The following is a 13,471-nucleotide window of genomic DNA, read 5'->3' on the forward strand; positions in this document are numbered from 1 at the left end:
TTAAAAACAATTATTTATATTGCAGCGCAATATATCTATTTTGCTAGTTCAATAGATCGATCGGTCGCGGCTTGAATCGCTTGTGTCATGATTGGTTGAAGGCCGTTTTCTTCATTCATAAGCACGGCAAGGGCTTCGGCTGTTGTACCGCCTGGGCTTGTTACATTGATACGTAATTGTGAAGGCTCAACTTCCCCCGCTGTGGAAAGGGCCAGTTGTCCGGCACCCGCGACGGTCATTAAGGAAAGACGTGCGGATAAATCTTCTGGTAGGCCAGCTTTAATGCCAGCTTCAGTCATGGTTTCAATCATCCAGAAGACATAAGCAGGACCACCGCCAGACAAAGCAGTTACCGGATCGATCAATGCTTCATCCTCCACATTATATGCTTCGCCAACGGCTTGAAGTAAAGTAAGGCCCATCTTTGACTGCGCGCTTGATACATTCTTATTCGGACAACAAACAGTAATGCCTTGACCGATTGCTGCCGGTGTATTTGGCATGGCGCGGATAATGGCTGCTTCTGTACCTAGATGGCTTTCGAAATATGCAATGGTTTTGCCGGCGGCGACGGAAATGAAAACGGTGTCTGGTTTTGCAAACTTCTTGTAAGCGGCAAGGGCATCGTCCATTTGCTGTGGTTTTACAGCAAGCAAGATAACTTCAGGGTTGAGATCGGCTGGTACGGCTTCGGCAGTGTCATAATAGGTGACATCTGGATGTTTGGCGAAATCTTCATTCTGATAGGGATCAACGATAGTAACACCAGCAGCGGCTATCCCGCTTTTAAGCCAACCTTCTAACATCGCACCGCCCATTTTTCCGCAGCCCATTAGGAGAAGAGGTCGCTTTAATTGTAGACTCATTAGAGTATCCTTTCAGATGTAAAGAAGGGGAGGCGCATTTCGCTAATTTGATTTCATAGGGATAATAATTTTTGCAAGAATTTCTGTCTAGCATAACTATTTTTTTGGTGCGCAAAAGGGGATTATTTTCTTGAAAAATGCTTTTAAATCACCATTTGATTGATTAATAATTCACGATAAGAAAGCGAATCTAGCCTATTGTATATATACATATGGTTTGGGTTCGCTTATTTTAAATATAAATAAGGTTTTTCTGGGTGGTGACATATGAATAAAGAAGTGATTAGTGGTTTGGTCCTTGTGGCTGCGGCAGGGCTGGCTATTCTGATTTATAATTCTCCCTATGCGGTCCATTACGATGATTTGTTACGTATGCCTGTGACGATCGGTATTGGTGGATTAGTTCTAACCAAATCTTTGCTACATTTTATTAATGATGGCTTGATGGCTTTGTTCTTCATGTATGTAGGGCTTGAGATCAAATATGAATTTGTTAAGGGTAATCTCTCCAAAGTAAGTAACGCAATTTTACCAGCCGGGGCCGCCGTTGGTGGTATGGCTGTGCCAGCTGTGATTTATGCCGTCATTAATATGGGCGATCCAACTGCGTTAAATGGTTGGGCGATTCCTGCGGCAACTGATATTGCCTTTGCCTTGGGAATATTGGCTATTTTAGGTCGTCGTGTACCACCTGCTTTGAAAGTCTTTTTGTTAACCTTGGCGATCTTGGATGATCTCGGTGCGATTATCGTGATCGCGATGTTCTATACAGCAGATCTTTCCTTCGTTTCGATTGGTTTGGCATTTGCGGGACTAGGTGTGTTGGCGGTCTTCAACTTCGCTGGCGTAACACGAATTTCACCATATATGTTGGTTGGTGCCTTTATCTGGTTGGCTGTCCTTAAGTCTGGTGTTCATGCGACTTTGGCGGGTGTGGCAATTGCGATGCTAATACCATTGAAGCGTACAAACCATTATGATGTGCCGCCATTGAAGATTATGGAACATTCTATGTCTCCTTGGGTGATGTTCTTTATTATGCCTGTCTTTGCTTTCGCAAATGCAGGGGTCTCGCTAAAAGGGATTGCGCTTGCTGATTTATTTGCTGCGGTGCCATTAGGGATCGCTGCGGGATTATTCATAGGTAAGCAGATTGGTGTGTTTGGAACTGTATTTGCTTTCACAAAGTTGGGTGTAAGTAGTTTGCCTGCGGGTGTAAGTTACCGCCATATTTATGGGGCGGCTTTATTGGCAGGTATTGGTTTTACCATGAGTTTGTTTATCGGCGCTTTGGCCTTTAGTGACCCAGTTTATGAGGCGCAAGTTCGGATCGGTGTCTTGTCCGGCTCTATCCTGTCCGCGATAGTTGGATATTTTGTGTTGCGGACAACACCTCCTGTTCAAAGCTTTAGTGTGAAAGAAGAATAAGATACTACTTACAATAGGTTGCAAATTGATGGGGAAACTTTTAACAATGGTTTCCCCATTTTTTGTATAACCGAGCACCCGTTAGAGGAATAAGAATGGCGATAAGAGTCTTGATTGTTGATGATCAAAAGATCAATCGAATGCTAAATGAAGCGTTGATAAAGGCGGCTGGTCATGAAGCAATTCAGGCGGAAAGTGGGCGTGAGGCGATATTTAAATTGCGTTCAGAACAAGTGGATATCATCTTAATGGATATAGAAATGCCAGATATGAATGGTGTTGAAGCGACGCAATTAATCCGTAAGACTAAAGTTGTTCCCGATGATCTTCCTATTGTGGCGATTACAGCGAATTCAGAAGAAGATAGAGCAGAATACATTGCTGCTGGTATGCAAGGTTATGTGCAAAAACCAATCAGTGCCGAAAGTTTGGCTGAAGTATTTGCTAAATTTAAATTGGGATAGTCACTTTAAAATCCTTGATAGCTATTGACTTTCATAAGAAATAAAGTATAAACCCCGCCTGTACGTGAGGGATTATGTGTTTCTCACGTCATTTTGTATTGCGCCGCTTGAGGTTTTCCGACATGGGGTCGGATGAGACTAAAGTATTGATCTATTTGGAAGTGTCCCGTTGATCGATCACCGTAAAGCGCGGGTTTAAAAGAGAGCAAAGATATGTTCGCAGTAATTAAAACTGGTGGCAAACAGTATCGCGTTGCAAAAGACGACGTGATCAAAGTTGAAAAACTTGAAGGTGAAGCTGGTTCCGAAATCGTTTTGGATCATGTTTTGTTGGTTGGCGATGCTGACTCCCAAACTGTTGGTGCACCAGTGGTTGAAGGCGCAGCTGTTAAAGCTGAAGTTATCAGCCAAAAGAAAGATGACAAAGTAATCGTATTCAAAAAGAAACGTCGTCATAACTACCGTCGTAAGAAAGGTCATCGTCAAGAGATCACCGTTCTTAAGGTAACAGACATCGTTGCTTCTGGTGCGAAGAAAGCATCTGCCCCTAAAGCGGCAACAAAGAAATCTACAGCTAAAAAAGCAGCTAAAAAAACAGCCGCTAAAAAAGCTGCAGCGAAAAAAGATTAATTCTAGAGGTAAGGAGACCTAAGTCATGGCTCATAAAAAAGCAGGCGGTAGTTCACGTAACGGTCGCGATTCCGAAGGTCGTCGCCTCGGAGTTAAAAAATTCGGTGGTGAAGCAGTAGTTCCTGGTAACATCATCATGCGTCAACGTGGCACAAAAGTGCACCCAGGTGACAATGTTGGTATGGGTAAAGACCACACATTGTTTGCATTGGAAGGCGGTAAAGTACAATTCCGCAAAACACGCAAACGCACATTCGTATCCGTAACACCTCTAGCGGAAGCTGCCGAATAAGGCCTTCCCGTTTACGGATCTGTGAGATTGAGGGGAATGGCCGAGATGCCATTCCCTTTTTTCGTCTGAAAATTGTTCTTTTCATAATCGAACAGTTTGCATAAATACATTGAACAAAGTTTAACACACGGCGGATAAGCCCATGAAATTCCTTGATGAAGCAAAAGTATATATGAAAAGTGGCTGGGGTGGTCCCGGTTCCGTTTCATTCCGACGCGAAAAATATATTGAATTTGGTGGCCCGAATGGTGGCAATGGCGGCCGTGGTGGTGATGTATTTATTGAAGCTGTTCCGGGGTTAAATACCCTGATCGACTATCGCTATAAGCAGCATTTCAAAGCGCGCCGTGGTAATCCGGGTGCAGGTCGCGATATGAATGGTGCCAATGGTGAGTCTGTGACTTTAAAACTACCTGTCGGCACACAAATTCTGTCCGAAGATAAAGAAACCGTCTTGGCGGATTTGACTGAGGTAGGGCAAAAGATTTGCCTCCTTCGTGGTGGTGATGGGGGGCGTGGTAATACAGCCTTTAAAACACCAACAAACCGCGCGCCGAGGAAATCCGAACCGGGTTGGCCGGGACAGGAATTGTGGGTATGGTTGCGTCTTAAATTGATCGCAGATGCAGGTCTCGTTGGTTTGCCAAATGCAGGTAAATCGACTTTCCTTTCCGCGACCAGTAATGCCAAGCCTAAGATTGCTGATTATGAATTCACAACCATCCATCCAAATCTTGGGGTGGTGAATAGCGATGGTAATGAATTCGTGATTGCGGATATCCCCGGACTTATCGAGGGTGCGCATGAAGGCAAGGGAATCGGAACACGTTTTCTTGGTCATATTGAACGTACACGTATCTTACTACATTTGATTGATGGTTCCGCAGAAAAAGTCGTTGAAAGCTATAAGGTAGTCCGTGAAGAGTTGGAAGCTTATGGTGCTGGTCTTGCGGATAAACCGGAAGTGATTGGTATCAATAAAGCGGATGCTTTGATCCCGGAAATTATTGATGAAATGATTGCAGAATTACGTGAAGTCACAGATAGCCCCATCGTGGTCCTTTCCGGTATTTCCGGTGAAGGTGTGGATAAAGCCTTACGTGTTCTTTATTCAGAGATTGATCAATATCGCGTGAAGGAAAAAGAAGAAGCTGAAGCGATATTGGAAGCAGAAGAAAAAGGTGAAGCCTACGACGCAGCGGAAGAAATCGCTAAGCCTTGGTCACCAGTTTAATCCTGTCTATTTGGGGATAGGATTGGGAGAAATTAGACATGTCATTTGACCTGCAAGAGGCAAAACGTGTTGTCATAAAAATTGGGTCTGCCTTATTGGTGGATAATGAGGGACGTATTCGTCAGGAATGGTTGAATGCGTTGGCGGATGATATTGCGCGTCTGCATAAGGCAGGCAAGCAAGTCCTTGTGGTATCATCCGGTTCTATTGCTGTGGGGCGTCGTCATCTTGGGTTGAAAGGCGAAGCACTCAAACTTGAAGAAAAGCAAGCGAGTGCGGCAACAGGTCAAATCCGTTTAGCACATGCTTATCAAGAAGCCTTGCATCGTCATAATATCACCGTGGCACAGATGTTATTGACCCCATCTGATACAGAAGAACGTCGTCGTCATTTGAATGCGCGCGCGACTGCCTTTCAATTATTAAGCCTTGGGGCTGTCCCAATCATTAACGAAAATGACACCGTGGCGACCGAAGAAATCCGTTATGGTGACAATGATCGTTTGGCAGCCCGTGTGGCAACTATGGTGTCAGCTGATGCCTTGGTATTGTTAAGTGATATTGATGGCTTATATACAGCTGACCCTCGTAAAGATAAAAATGCCACCCATATTCCTGTAGTGGAAAAAATTACCGCGGAAATCGATGCTATGGCAGGTGATGCACCCGTTGGGATTTCCACAGGCGGTATGGTGACTAAACTATTGGCGGCAAAGCTAGCAGTTCAAGGTGGATGTGCCATGGTGATCGCACAAGGGGCTAAGTTGAATCCGGTGGGCAGCATCCTTGATGGTGGCCTATGTACTTGGTTTTTATCAGCAGTGAAGCCACGTGCCGCACGTAAGAAATGGATTGCAGGTAGTTTGACACCAGCTGGCAGTGTGACTGTGGATGATGGGGCTGTGAATGCTTTAAACGCAGGTAAAAGTTTATTACCGGCAGGTGTGATTGGCGTGGACGGTCATTTTGATCGTGGCGATTCCATTTTGGTGAAAAATTTAAATGGAGAACGTTTGGGCGTTGGTCTTTCAGCGTTTTCCAGTGATGATACAAAAGAAATTCTTGGCCTTCACAGTGATGAAGTAAAAGAAAAACTGGGTATTGATCGTAAGGTGGAAGTTATTCACCGTGACGATCTGGCCTTAGAAGCGTAATTTTGGATTAACTTAACTTCGGGAGAGAAGACTATGTCTATGGCAGAAGATATGAACATGGATGTAAATGCACTATTAGTCGACATGGGTAAAAAAGCCCGTGCGGCATCTCATGCATTGGGTCTTGCAAGCCCCGAACAGAAAAACCAAGCCTTACAGGCTGCGGCAGATGCGTTACGCGCACGCCAAGATGAAATAATCGAAGCCAATAAAAAAGATTTGGCTTTTGGTCGTGAAAAAGGTCTTTCAGATGCGATGATGGATCGTTTGATGCTGGACGCAGATCGTATCGAAGGCATGGCGGCTGGCTTGGAAGCAATTACTACATTGAAAGATCCTGTCGGGGAAGTGATGGATGAATGGGATCGTCCAAATGGATTGAAGATTTCACGTGTGCGCACGCCACTTGGTGTGATTGGTGTGATTTATGAATCTCGCCCAAATGTGACCGCGGATGCAGGTGCGCTTTGCTTGAAATCTGGCAATGCTGCCATCTTGCGTGGCGGGTCTGAAAGCTTGAATAGTGCAGGTGTGATTGCGGATTGTATTCGTTCTGGGTTGAAAGAGGCAGACCTACCAGAAGATTCTGTACAGATGATACCGACCCGTGATCGTGCGGCGGTGGATGCGTTGCTATCCTTAAGTGATTATGTGGATGTGATTGTCCCACGTGGTGGCCGCGGATTGATTGAGCGAGTTCAGAATAATGCGCGTATGCCAGTATTCTCACATCTAGATGGTATTTGTCATATCTATCTTGATAAGGATGCAGATGCACAAAAAGCATTGGATATCACTTTGAATGCGAAAATGCGTCGTACGGGTATCTGCGGATCAGCAGAAACTTTATTGGTGAATAAGGACGTTGCAGCGGATATTTTGCCAGCCATTCTTGATGGTCTAAACGATCTAAACTGTGAAATCCGTGGGGATGAGGCAGTTCAAACCATGGCATCTTACGTAAAAGAGGTGGCTGAAGAAGATTGGTATACAGAATATCTGGATGCGATCATTTCTGTGAAAATGGTTGAAGATGTGCAGGCAGCGATTGATCATATCAATCACTATAGTTCTCACCATACAGAAAGCATTATCACCGAAGATACGGATGTAGCAGAGAAATTCCTGCGCGAAGTTGATTCTGCGATTGTGATGCAAAATGCGTCTACGCAATTCGCTGATGGTGGTGAATTTGGAATGGGCGCAGAAATTGGCATTTCTACAGGCCGTATGCATGCCCGTGGCCCCGTTGGTGCGGAACAGCTCACCAGTTTTAAATATCAAGTGCGTGGTACGGGACAAACCCGTCCATAGTTTTATGTTTTTAGGAAAGGAAATTTCCATGTCTGACTATGAATGGTGGCAAGAACGCTGTGATGGCATGGGAATTTCCCAGTCCTTAAAAGTGAAATTGTTACATCGCGAACAAAGCCCATTTCAATTGGTTGAAATTTATGACCATGAGGATTTTGGTCGTTTATTGGTATTGGATGGTTATATTCAAGCCAGTCAAGCAGATGAGTTTATTTATCATGAAATGGGCATGCATGTGCCCTTGCTTGGTCGCGAACGTAAAGATGCGAATGTCTTGATCATTGGTGGGGGTGATGGCGGTAATTTACGCGAAGCCTTGGTGCATGATTTCGTAAAGTCTGTAACCATGGTTGAAATTGATGAACGTGTTATTCGCCTTTCCGAAGAATATCTTGGTGTGAATGGGGATTATAATGATCCGCGTGTGAATTTGGTAATTGATGATGCAAAGAAATTTGTATCAAATGCCAAGGAACGTGATGAGAAATTTGATGTCATTATCCTTGATTTGACTGAGCCTGTTGGTCCTTCCGCTGTTTTATTTACTGAAGCTTTCTTTACCGATTTAGTCGAAATCGTCTCTGATACAGGCGTCGTTGTAGACAGTGATAGTGTATTCTTAACGCTGCATGGTGGTGGTTTCTTACAAGAGCAATCTGGCGATGGTGAGAATTTAGTAAGTGTCATGCTGAAAACACGTTTATTGCCACATATGGAAGCCTATCGTGCAAATGTACCTCTTTATCCCGGTGGGGATTTTGGTTTTTATCTTTATAGCAAGGATGGGGTCAGCTTACGTCACCCTGTGATGGATCATCAAGGTAAGCATTATGACGCGGATGTTCATCAAGCTTCATTTGCTTTGCCGAAATGGCAACGTGATTGGTTGGATAGATAGGATTAAGCAGGATTTAGTGAAACTTGGATTCAAGTTTTTTTATCTGCTTGTGAAATTTGCCGTCCATTAGAAGTTCGTTTAAAGACGCATTTAACTTAGGCAATATATCAGAATTGTTTTTATGTAAAACATGATGATATTCTTGTGTGGAGATTGGAATTGTCTCAATTTCAAAATCTGTGGGAATAGTATCTGCATATGAAGCATATATCACCGGTGGGATTGCGATAATGTCAAATCTCTCGCGAATGAATGCGTTAAATATATGGGGGAAGGATTCACCATGTATGGCTTTTGCCTTAAGCGTATCAATATCTCTTTTGATGTGAAGATCACCATGGAAGAAGCCGATATTTTTATCAATAAGATCCTTCTTCTTTAGGCCCTTTCCAGCTCTCTTTGTATTAACGTATAGATTGATAGATAAAGAAAATACAGGGGTGGTATGGATTATTTTTTCCTTGTTTTTCGTAATAAATAAATCTGATCGCCAGATATTGGCATCTAATGTGTTGTGTAAGAGATCATGACGTGCTTTTGCAAGTGAAGTCCTAATGAACTCATAGCATAAGCCATTACTTTCATACATTTTTTCTATAATTGCGATCGCCATTTGGGATGCTTCAGAAAAATCCCAAACACCGATCTTGTAGCATTTCACTTTCTGCTCCAGTTGTGCATTTGAAGCGCTAGGAAATATCCAAGTTGCGATCACAACAAGGAAAAAAATAGTTCTAATTTTATACACCGAAAATGTCCCATTAAATGCAGCAGGCATTATTTTATGCTGATCTACCATAAAATAAAGTAAAATCGTTAATAGGTCTTGATCTGAAGCAGCCTTTGGCTCTAGTTCTGTTCTTTTAATAATAATTTGGCCCGTCTTTCTGACAGGCTTCCGTTTCTTAACATTCTTGGAATGGCTTGATTTAAACGGGGGATCAAACCGCGATGTTCTTTATGTAAAACATGTCTATAATAAACTGGTTCGAGATCATGTTGAGAGAAACTAATGAGATTTTCGTAGTTACGAGTATAGTCAAAAAAGATAGTATTAGGAATAATGATTGCTGTTGTTCGTCCATTGAGAAACGAATTAATAACTTTGTTAAAGCTTTCCCCATGTATAGGAATGCCTCCTAATTTTTTCAATTCTTTAACTGCATATACATCACCTAGAAAATATCCTATTTTTTGCCCAGTTACTGAATATAAATCAGGTGCTTCCCCATATTTCTCATCGTTTAAAAATAAAGTAACATTTACAATGAAAATTGGATCAGTAAAAACTAAATCATCTTTGAATTTTTCAATAAAATGGTCTGAACGCCATCCATTTGCCGCTGTAATATTTCTTAATAAGTCATATTCGGCCTTCTTAAGGGATGTATTATTAAATTCCGCACATAGGTTGCTGATTTCATATAATTCCTGAACCATATGGTATGCAGCTTCTAAAGTCACAGAACCCAGCCAATAATCAATCTTGTGGCAGTCATGTGAATCTGACGCTTTTACATGGGATGTAAATAGAGAAATCAGAAAGGAAGTTATTAATAATTTCTGAAATAAATAGGATCGAAACATCTTGTCTCCTCCATAGTATTAGAAAAGAATACATATTCTGATGCAAGAAAATTGTTAAGCACTTTCTGGTTTTTCTCGACTTTTCAGAAAATTACTTTTAAAGCAGTTGCATGGGTAAAGAGCTGAAAGTAAGACGTAAACGCAGAGTTGGGTTGTTGGGTGGATCATTTAATCCGGCGCATGAAGGACATTTGCATATTTCCAAAGCTGCATTTCGCCGCTTGGGACTAGATGAAGTTTGGTGGCTTGTTAGTCCTCAGAATCCTTTGAAATCGATAAAAGGCATGGCAAATCTGCAGGAACGTATGGAATCTGCAGAAAAAATGGCGTCTCACCCTAGAATTATTGTTACAGATATTGAAACAAGGCTTCAGACCCGCTATACCGCGGACACCTTGATGGCATTGCAACAAAACTTCCTTGATTGTCAATTTGTGTGGTTGATGGGCGCAGATAATTTGCGTCAGATATCACAATGGAAAAAATGGCAACATATCTTTAACACAGTGCCCATTGCCGTTTTTGGCAGATCAGGGTATGATTTAGGTGCATTGTCTGGGAAGGCTGCCCAGCGATTTAAAAGATGTCGTGTGCCAGAGCATGGTGCCCGTAGTCTTACAAATCGTGAAACGCCGAGCTGGACTTTTTTGGCGATACGTCGTCATCCTGAATCTGCTACGCGTATTCGTAACGCAACTAAAAAGAAACGGCTTTAATTTGCAGGTTCAAAAACAGATCATCTAGCGATCTGTTATGCGCGATAAAGACGTGTCGATAACTGCTAGTGTAATGGAGTGAAAATCATAGCTAGTCAATACGGGAAGCAATTGTCTTCCGAAGCTTTATTGGAAATCGTTGAAACGTCTCTTGACGACGATAAAGCACAAGCCGTAACGGTAATTAACCTATCTGGAAAATCCTCTATCGCTGATTACATGGTGATCGCATCTGGTACGTCTACACGTCAGGTTGCGGCAATCTCTGATCATTTGGTAGAAAAATTGAAAGCAGCTGGTGAGAAGCATGTTTCTACGGACGGTAAATCTCAAGGTGATTGGGTTTTGATCGATGTAGGTGATGTCATTGTGCATGTTTTCCGCCCAGAAGTGCGTGAGTTCTACAATCTGGAAAAGATGTGGGGCGTTGACATGCCAGAAACGGCAAATGCATTGCATGCGGACGCATAGGGGACTTTTCAAGGTTTCCGAAGACGTTACGTTATAAGATAAGGAGCGTGAGCCCATGAAGGTTCACCTTATTGCCATCGGCCGGGCCAAGCGGGGCCCGGAGAAGGAACTGTTTGATCACTATGTTTCAAGGATCCGTTGGCCGTTTACTCTCCATGAATTAGAAGAAAAGAAAGCTTTATCGGGAGATGCTCTGAAGCAACGTGAAGCGGAATTACTTCTTGGGGTTGTGCCTGCGGGGGCAGCCGTTATTGCGCTGGATGAACGGGGCAAGGCCATGGGATCGTTGGATTTGTCGTCCAAAGTTCAAACTTGGCAAGATGAAGGTAGGCCTGCGGTGTGTTTCATTATTGGAGGCGCTGATGGCCTTCATGAGACAGTAAGGCAACGCGCAGATTTATCCCTGTCTTTTGGTAAGTTAACATGGCCACATATGTTAGTGCGCCCAATGTTGGCAGAACAGATTTATCGTTGTCAGCAAATTCAAGCTGGTCATCCCTATCACAGGGAATAGTTACTATCTGGTGGTGACATATCTACTATGCAGATTAATCCGCGCTTATCCCCTTCTTTTTGTTGACCCTTCGGCTTATATGGGGGATTAATAGCGCATGTAGACAAGTGCTGTTCGCATTTAGAATGATGTGGGGCTTGCAGCAAGCAAACTTATAACACGGAGATGTTAGACAATGTCTGAAACAGAATTCGACCTCGTAATTGTAGGTGGCGGTCCAGGTGGTTATGTTGCAGCGATCCGCGCAGCACAGTTAGGCATGAAAGTAGCCTGCGTTGAGAAACGTGGTCGTTTGGGCGGAACGTGCCTAAATGTTGGCTGTATACCTTCCAAAGCTTTATTACAATCTTCGGAATTATATCATGAGGCTTGTCATGGTTTTGATGATCACGGAATCGAAGTGAAGCCTAAATTAAATCTGGATAGCATGCTTGGTCGGAAAGCCAAGATTGTTGATGAATTGACCAATGGTATTGAGTTCCTTTTCAAGAAGAATAAGGTAACTTATGTCAAAGGGGCTGGTAAAATTATCTCTGCGTCTCAAGTTGATGTTGTGGATGGTGAAGATAAAGGTAAGTCACTTACAACAAAACGCATTATGATTGCGACAGGTTCTGAATCCACACCATTGCCAGGTATCGAAGTGGATGAAAAACAAATCGTTACATCTACCGGGGCTTTGGAATTGTCTTCTGTACCAAAACATATGATCGTGATTGGCGGTGGTGTTATTGGGCTTGAGCTTGGTTCTGTTTGGAAACGTTTAGGGGCGGAAGTAACCGTTGTAGAATTTTTGGATCGTATCGTGCCAAATATGGATGGTGAAGTCTCCAAAGTCTTCCAGCGTACTTTGAAGAAACAAGGCATCAAATTTAAAATGAAGTCCAAAGTAACGGGTGCTTCGAAAACAGCTAAAGAAGTGACGTTGACTGTTGAGCCTGCTGCTAGTGGTGATGCAGAAGAGATGAAAGCAGATGTGGTTCTGGTTTGTATCGGTCGTCGCCCATATGTTGATGGCCTAGGGCTTGAAGAACTTGGTGTTGAGCGCGATGAGCGTGGTTTTATTAAAGTTGGTTCTGATTATCAAACAAATGTAGCGGGTATCTATGCGATTGGTGATTGTACGCCTGGCCCAATGCTGGCTCATAAAGCAGAAGATGAAGGTATCGTTGCAGCTGAAATGATGGCAGGTCAAAAACCACATATCAATTATGATGCTATTCCGGGGGTTGTTTACACATTCCCAGAAGTTGCTGATGTTGGCGCGAGCGAAGAAAAGTTAAAAGAAGCAGGCATCGAATACAAAGTTGGTAAGTTTAACTTCATGGCAAACAGCCGGGCGAAAGCCAATGGATATCGCGATGGTTTTGTGAAATTACTAGCAGATAAGAAAACAGACAAATTGTTAGGTGCACATATTATTGGTCCTGCGGCAGGTGAATTGATTCACGAGCTGACCACTATCATCGAGTTTGGTGGTTCTGCAGAAGATGTTGCGCGTATTTGCCATGCGCATCCAACTTTCTCCGAAGCAGTTCGTGAGGCTGCTATGGCAACACAAGATGGTGCAATTCACGCATAAGACAATCTGCCTGTGACAGTGAGTTAGAACTGGATTTGAAGAAGCCCTTCTGCCTATAAAGGTCGAAGGGTTTTTTCTTGTCATTTTTTGGGATCTATGGGGATTAATATGTCCGATACACAACCAAGTAAATCTGAGTTATTTTTAACCTTTTTGAAGCTCGGCCTAACATCTTTTGGAGGGCCGATTGCGCATTTGGGTTATTTTAGAGAAGCATTCGTCAGTCGTTTGAAATGGATGGATGAAAAAGCCTATGCAGATCTAGTTGCTCTTTGCCAGTTTTTACCGGGACCAACATCTAGTCAGGTTGGTTTAGGGGTC

The 13,471-nt window shown here is 43.1% G+C and carries 15 protein-coding genes and 1 pseudogene; 13 read left to right on the forward strand and 3 right to left on the reverse strand.

What is annotated here, in order from left to right; genetic code table 11:
* Positions 1–35: 35 nt before the first annotated feature.
* Complete coding sequence (proC, locus tag E1160_RS03465) at positions 36–866, reverse strand: pyrroline-5-carboxylate reductase (protein WP_155153606.1); 831 nt, start codon at positions 864–866, stop codon at positions 36–38.
* Positions 867–1,133: 267 nt separating this feature from the next.
* Between proC and nhaA the strand changes: the two genes are divergently transcribed.
* The 8 genes and pseudogenes from nhaA to E1160_RS03505 all read left to right on the forward strand — a co-directional run bounded on the left by nhaA (position 1,134) and on the right by E1160_RS03505 (position 8,280).
* Entirely contained in the window at positions 1,134–2,294 is a 1,161-nt protein-coding gene (gene nhaA / locus E1160_RS03470) for a Na+/H+ antiporter NhaA (RefSeq protein ID WP_155153607.1), read from the forward strand.
* A 95-nt stretch (positions 2,295–2,389) separates the two neighbouring features.
* A complete protein-coding gene (locus tag E1160_RS03475; RefSeq protein ID WP_155153608.1) occupies positions 2,390–2,758 on the forward strand; it encodes a response regulator in 369 nt (122 codons plus the stop codon).
* A gap of 213 nt (positions 2,759–2,971) precedes the next feature.
* Positions 2,972–3,280 (forward strand): annotated as a pseudogene (rplU, locus tag E1160_RS03480) (50S ribosomal protein L21); the annotation flags it as partial.
* A gap of 133 nt (positions 3,281–3,413) precedes the next feature.
* Positions 3,414–3,680: a 50S ribosomal protein L27 gene (gene rpmA, locus E1160_RS03485; protein ID WP_155153610.1), complete on the forward strand. Its 267-nt coding sequence runs from the start codon at positions 3,414–3,416 to the stop codon at positions 3,678–3,680.
* 142 nt (positions 3,681–3,822) lie between these two features.
* Positions 3,823–4,914, forward strand: a complete 1,092-nt coding sequence (obgE, locus tag E1160_RS03490; protein ID WP_155153611.1) for a GTPase ObgE — start codon at positions 3,823–3,825, stop codon at positions 4,912–4,914.
* Positions 4,915–4,952: 38 nt separating this feature from the next.
* The gene (gene proB, locus E1160_RS03495) at positions 4,953–6,068 is read left to right on the forward strand and encodes a glutamate 5-kinase (RefSeq protein WP_155153612.1); all 1,116 of its coding nucleotides are present in this window, start codon (positions 4,953–4,955) and stop codon (positions 6,066–6,068) included.
* A 33-nt stretch (positions 6,069–6,101) separates the two neighbouring features.
* Positions 6,102–7,382, forward strand: a complete 1,281-nt coding sequence (locus E1160_RS03500) for a glutamate-5-semialdehyde dehydrogenase (protein WP_155153613.1) — start codon at positions 6,102–6,104, stop codon at positions 7,380–7,382.
* Between the two features lie 28 nt (positions 7,383–7,410).
* Entirely contained in the window at positions 7,411–8,280 is an 870-nt protein-coding gene (locus E1160_RS03505; RefSeq protein WP_218048691.1) for a spermine/spermidine synthase domain-containing protein, read from the forward strand.
* Positions 8,281–8,293: 13 nt separating this feature from the next.
* Here the strand turns inward: E1160_RS03505 and E1160_RS03510 are convergent, their stop codons facing one another.
* Entirely contained in the window at positions 8,294–9,058 is a 765-nt protein-coding gene (locus E1160_RS03510; RefSeq protein ID WP_218048692.1) for a substrate-binding periplasmic protein, read from the reverse strand.
* Between the two features lie 71 nt (positions 9,059–9,129).
* Positions 9,130–9,744, reverse strand: coding sequence for a type 2 periplasmic-binding domain-containing protein (locus tag E1160_RS03515; protein WP_218048693.1), 615 nt, complete (start codon positions 9,742–9,744; stop codon positions 9,130–9,132).
* Between the two features lie 233 nt (positions 9,745–9,977).
* Between E1160_RS03515 and E1160_RS03520 the strand changes: the two genes are divergently transcribed.
* The 5 genes from E1160_RS03520 to E1160_RS03540 all read left to right on the forward strand — a co-directional run.
* The gene (locus E1160_RS03520; protein ID WP_155153617.1) at positions 9,978–10,583 is read left to right on the forward strand and encodes a nicotinate-nucleotide adenylyltransferase; all 606 of its coding nucleotides are present in this window, start codon (positions 9,978–9,980) and stop codon (positions 10,581–10,583) included.
* A gap of 111 nt (positions 10,584–10,694) precedes the next feature.
* Positions 10,695–11,054: a ribosome silencing factor gene (gene rsfS / locus E1160_RS03525; RefSeq protein ID WP_155153618.1), complete on the forward strand. Its 360-nt coding sequence runs from the start codon at positions 10,695–10,697 to the stop codon at positions 11,052–11,054.
* Between the two features lie 55 nt (positions 11,055–11,109).
* Positions 11,110–11,568, forward strand: coding sequence for a 23S rRNA (pseudouridine(1915)-N(3))-methyltransferase RlmH (gene rlmH / locus E1160_RS03530; protein WP_155153619.1), 459 nt, complete (start codon positions 11,110–11,112; stop codon positions 11,566–11,568).
* Positions 11,569–11,743: 175 nt separating this feature from the next.
* Complete coding sequence (gene lpdA, locus E1160_RS03535; RefSeq protein ID WP_155153620.1) at positions 11,744–13,150, forward strand: dihydrolipoyl dehydrogenase; 1,407 nt, start codon at positions 11,744–11,746, stop codon at positions 13,148–13,150.
* A 108-nt stretch (positions 13,151–13,258) separates the two neighbouring features.
* The coding region (locus E1160_RS03540) for a chromate transporter (protein ID WP_218048694.1) at positions 13,259–13,471 on the forward strand (213 nt) is incomplete at its 3' end.

It is taken from the genome of Curvivirga aplysinae (assembly GCF_009711445.1).
In the GTDB taxonomy this organism is placed as follows: Bacteria; Pseudomonadota; Alphaproteobacteria; order UBA8366; family Aestuariispiraceae; genus Curvivirga; species Curvivirga aplysinae.

Excerpts from the sequence above, each read along its gene's own strand:
- proB (WP_155153612.1), top strand. The coding sequence starts at position 4,953 with ATGTCATTTGACCTGCAAGAGGCAAAACGTGTTGTCATAAAAATTGGG.
- proC (WP_155153606.1), bottom strand. The coding sequence starts at position 866 with ATGAGTCTACAATTAAAGCGACCTCTTCTCCTAATGGGCTGCGGAAAA.
- E1160_RS03475 (WP_155153608.1), top strand. The coding sequence starts at position 2,390 with ATGGCGATAAGAGTCTTGATTGTTGATGATCAAAAGATCAATCGAATG.
- E1160_RS03500 (WP_155153613.1), top strand. The coding sequence starts at position 6,102 with ATGTCTATGGCAGAAGATATGAACATGGATGTAAATGCACTATTAGTC.
- lpdA (WP_155153620.1), top strand. The coding sequence starts at position 11,744 with ATGTCTGAAACAGAATTCGACCTCGTAATTGTAGGTGGCGGTCCAGGT.
- nhaA (WP_155153607.1), top strand. The coding sequence starts at position 1,134 with ATGAATAAAGAAGTGATTAGTGGTTTGGTCCTTGTGGCTGCGGCAGGG.
- E1160_RS03510 (WP_218048692.1), bottom strand. The coding sequence starts at position 9,058 with ATGCCTGCTGCATTTAATGGGACATTTTCGGTGTATAAAATTAGAACT.
- rlmH (WP_155153619.1), top strand. The coding sequence starts at position 11,110 with ATGAAGGTTCACCTTATTGCCATCGGCCGGGCCAAGCGGGGCCCGGAG.
- obgE (WP_155153611.1), top strand. The coding sequence starts at position 3,823 with ATGAAATTCCTTGATGAAGCAAAAGTATATATGAAAAGTGGCTGGGGT.
- E1160_RS03520 (WP_155153617.1), top strand. The coding sequence starts at position 9,978 with ATGGGTAAAGAGCTGAAAGTAAGACGTAAACGCAGAGTTGGGTTGTTG.
- rpmA (WP_155153610.1), top strand. The coding sequence starts at position 3,414 with ATGGCTCATAAAAAAGCAGGCGGTAGTTCACGTAACGGTCGCGATTCC.
- E1160_RS03505 (WP_218048691.1), top strand. The coding sequence starts at position 7,411 with ATGTCTGACTATGAATGGTGGCAAGAACGCTGTGATGGCATGGGAATT.